This is a genomic window from Okeania sp. SIO2B9 (assembly GCF_010672505.1).
Taxonomy (GTDB): Bacteria; Cyanobacteriota; Cyanobacteriia; order Cyanobacteriales; family Microcoleaceae; genus Okeania; species Okeania hirsuta.
Genome location: NZ_JAAHGK010000684.1, coordinates 1 through 4,121, shown reverse-complemented (window position 1 = coordinate 4,121; position 4,121 = coordinate 1). Strand labels below are relative to the sequence as shown.

Genomic DNA, 4,121 nt, shown 5'->3' with positions numbered 1-4,121 from the left:
CATTGGTTTCTTTGGTTTAAGTATAGCTATTATCAGTTTTACTATCCGTAATCAAAAATCAGAACCAAATATTTTGATTAATGAATTAGTGTCTCAATATTCAAGTTTACTGAAAAAGTTGCCACATCTAATTCTAGTTTTAATTTTGTTAGTGGGAGGATTTTTTCTCTGTTCAACTATCAGTAATCGTTATCATCATTGGGAACAAGCAAAAATTGCCAAAATTGCTGCGGGTGTGGCAGGAGAACGCCTCGAACAAATGGCTCCAAAAGTTCGTTATGTAGTAGAAGAACCATATACATATTATCAGTGGATTGATAATAAACAAGTTGAAGTTAAAAGTACGAGAAATGTCGATAAATATTTAAGAATAAATGCCTCAAACATTCAGGTAAATATTAACCAAGCTAAAGACGTTCAAAATCTTAAAGCTATTTATGTTGCAGATTTTTCCGCAGAATATCAAGTTACTAAATTTTTCTGTAATCCCCCCTGCCTTTGATGGTAACTTTTTGAGGGTTTTGGGCGTGATATCTAGCACTTTTTTCAACTCAAAAGAGGCTTGATACCAATTTTCAAAAAGAATGTTACGAATAGTAAGAACGATAAAAAGATTTTACAGGAGATGTCCCTTTGAAAAAAAAGATAATTTACGACCTAAAAAATCGTATTAAAGGCATTCCCATAGGACTCCTGACTTCTGACTCCTAAGAAATACTCTAGATATTTGTAGCAAACATTTATAAATTTGGTTTTAAACCTTAATTATTTGGTAAAAATTTTTTTTGTTCAAACACAATTATTGGTTGAAAATACTCAGTTTTTTCACCCTTAATATCATGTCCGAAGGCAATCGTTTGTGCAAACCAAAAGGTTATTTCAGTTATCAGTATCTCTACCTGTTTGCACAGCATTACGCAGGAAAGTCAGAGGCTTAAAATCTTGAACTTTATTTTTTTTATTCCCTTGAAAGGGGGAGGGTTCAGACCTTATTATTTGATGAATATCTACAGGAGATTTAAGTTTTTTTCTTGCTCAATACCCTTCCTCCTTCTTCCTTTATTAGTTGAAAATCATCAGTTTTTTTCACCCTTAATATCATGTCCGAAGGCAATTATTTGTGTAAACCCAAAGGTTATTTCAGTTATCAGTACCTCTACTTGTTTGCCCAGCATTCCGCAGGAAAGTCAGGGGTTTGAAATATTGAACTTTATTTTTTTTATCCCCATTTTTTTATCCCCTTGAAAGGGGGAGGCTTCAGACCTTATTCTTTGGTGAATATCTACAGGAAATTTAAGTTTTTTCTTGCTTAATAACCTTCCTCCCTCTTCCCTCTTCCCTCTTCCCTCTTCCTTCTTGCTTTAATTGATAACTAATGCCTGCATCTTTCATTCTTTTTAATGCTGCATAAATCCGCTCTTCTTCCACTGTTAATGCAATACGAAAAAACCCTTCTCCAGAAGCACCATATCCATTTCCAGGAGGCACGATAATGCCACATTTGTCTAACAATAAGTTAACAAATTCTTGAGACGTATAATTTTTGGGAACCGGAACCCATACATATAAACTTGCTAAATTAGGTTTAATCGGCCACCCTAAAGATTGTAAACCTTCTATTAGAATATCTCTTCGCTGTTGGTAAACAGCTACTAAACTTTGCAACTCTTCTTCAGTAGTAGAAAAAGCAGCGATCGCCGCTTTTTGAATTGCTTTAAATACTCCAGAATCTACATTAGATTTAACTTGACTTAATCCTTTTATTCCTAAACTATTTCCTACTACAAAACCAATTCGCCATCCTGTCATATTGTAAGACTTAGATAAACTATGAAATTCAATTGCTACATCTTTTGCACCAGGAATTTGTAATATACTAGGAGGTTTATAACCTTCATAAGCCATTTCAGAATAAGCATGGTCGTGACATAGTAATATGTCATAATGGCGACAAAAGTTTACTAATTCCTGAAAAAAATCTAAATTAGCTGTCGCACCAGTAGGATTATTAGGATAATTCACCCACAACAATTTTGCTTTTTGAGCCACTTCTTGAGGAATAGTCTTTAAATTTGGCAACCAATTTTCACTCTGAAGCTGCATTGGATAGGGTTGACCCTCCGCAAAAATTGTTGAGGTGCGATAAACTGGATAGCCAGGGTCAGGAATTATGGTATAATCCCCTGGGTTGACAAAAGCTAGGAAAGTATTGTGAATTGACTCTTTAGAACCTATTGAAGAAATTACTTCTGTTTCTGGGTTTAAATCTTCAATGGCAAACCGACGTTTCATCCAATCTGCTGCTGCTTGTCTATATTCCTTTATACCTTTGTAGGGCGGATAATGATGATTGGTAGAGTCTTGAATTGCCTCATGCATTGCCTGGATAATATGTTTTGGTGTGGGTCGATCTGGATCTCCTGCCCCCAAATTAATGATGTCAACTCCTCTTTCAACTAATTCATTCCGTTTACGGTCAATTTCAGCAAAGAGATAAGGTGGTATTCGTTCTAACCTTTTGGCAAGCTGCATGGTGATTTATATAGACTCCTGAACTAAGTTAATCTACAATAGCAAAGTGTATCTTATCAAATTAAACAGGAGTCAGGAGTTTTTCCAACTCAAAAGTAAAAATTTAAAAATGTTCAGATTTTTTTTATTCTTGTAGATTTAATTAAAATTATTATCTAACAAATTAGAATTTACTGAATAGACTATTCTTTACAACCAAATTTTTATTCTTTTAGATTAAAAAGCTTTTTCTGATGGAATGCTCCGCAAACTGTTTAGATTTCTACTGAAACCAAGAGAAAGATAATTTATAGCATAAGCAAGAAGGAATCAGGAAAAATCTTACGTTGTCTGAGTTTTAAGTTTTCGATTTTTCCCTCTCCTTTCCTTAGGACTGCTATAAAATATATTTCAACCCAAACTATTAGTTGAAAACTATTTACAAAATCCTCAAACAATTACAAATCAAAAATGATTGACTGTCAGATGTGCGTCTTACATTCTGGAGGGGCTGTGTGCGGAATTACTTCCGCACTTTATACGTAGGAAACCTCGCCAATTAGCACTCGCTTTTAAATGCATGACTTTTAACTTCCGGATAGCGACACTAGGATGTGGAGAGCAAGTGCTATGAAAAAGGTATGGAGGGAATAGTAAAGGAGGGAAAGCAGTATTCAATAGTAGCAAACACAAGGATATAAGTACTCAATCTGCCCGCTTTTTTTAATAAGAAAAAACCTCAATCTATAATTTACATATCAAATATAGCGTTTCTCAAGTTACTGAGGTACAGTTTTTTTTCTTCTTTTCTACTCCCTACTCCCTACTCCCTACTCCCTAAAAAAAATAAATTTTGTACCTCACGCTTCTTGGGAATTGCTTTGAAGAAGGAGACAGGAGACAGGAGACAGGAGACAGGAGACAGGAGGAAAATTACATGGGGATTCTCACCCCAAGTAATTTTGAACACCGTGTAGACGGTGGGGTATTAAACCCACAAAGAAAATGATAAAAATACTATAGTTATTAAATATATTGATAATTTTACCAAAAATTTAACTGTGAGTTATATTAAATCTCATTAATTAGCCATAATAAAAATTTTCTTCTTTATGAGAGATAATATTCTTCAAACTTCCCCTTGTTCTCTACTCCCTACTTCCTACTCTCTAAATTTTTTATTGTGCTTATTTAAAGAGACATAATATTAGAGGTTATTGAATTTGACTAAAGTTATACCAAATATGATTACTATAGACCAAGTATATTATGGAAAAAAGCTTGATAGAGATGGATTATAGTAGACTTTTGTCTGGTCTATCTCAACTGGATTTAGTGATGAAAAATTTTTATGAAAACTTATTAAGCTTAGAACTTGTGTTAATGATGTAGAGAAGATAGCATGAAAATAACAAATAAAGAATTAATCAACACTCAAAATCTCAACCTAATACACCTAACTTATGCTTCTTAAATTTATCTCCAACTACTTGAAGAAGGAGACAGGAGACAGGAGACAGGAGACAGGAGGAAAATTACATGGGGATTCTCACCCCAAGTAATTTTGAACACCGTGTAGACGGTGGGGTTTAATACCCCACCGTCTACAC

Annotated in this window: 2 protein-coding genes and 1 pseudogene; 2 read left to right on the top strand and 1 reads right to left on the bottom strand. The window is 34.1% G+C overall.

Annotation, left to right across the window (positions count from 1 at the left end; translation table 11 throughout):
- Nucleotides 1–502 (top strand): annotated as a pseudogene (locus F6K13_RS21590) (hypothetical protein); the annotation flags it as partial.
- A 791-nt stretch (nucleotides 503–1,293) separates the two neighbouring features.
- Here F6K13_RS21590 and F6K13_RS21585 read toward each other — a convergent pair.
- Nucleotides 1,294–2,532, bottom strand: a complete 1,239-nt coding sequence (locus F6K13_RS21585) for a pyridoxal phosphate-dependent aminotransferase (RefSeq protein ID WP_124147534.1) — start codon at nucleotides 2,530–2,532, stop codon at nucleotides 1,294–1,296.
- A gap of 832 nt (nucleotides 2,533–3,364) precedes the next feature.
- Here F6K13_RS21585 and F6K13_RS21580 point away from each other — a divergent pair.
- The gene (locus F6K13_RS21580) at nucleotides 3,365–3,520 is read left to right on the top strand and encodes a hypothetical protein (RefSeq protein WP_287242752.1); all 156 of its coding nucleotides are present in this window, start codon (nucleotides 3,365–3,367) and stop codon (nucleotides 3,518–3,520) included.
- The last annotated feature ends 601 nt before the right edge of the window (nucleotides 3,521–4,121 follow it).

Excerpts from the sequence above, each read along its gene's own strand:
- F6K13_RS21585 (WP_124147534.1), bottom strand. The coding sequence starts at position 2,532 with ATGCAGCTTGCCAAAAGGTTAGAACGAATACCACCTTATCTCTTTGCT.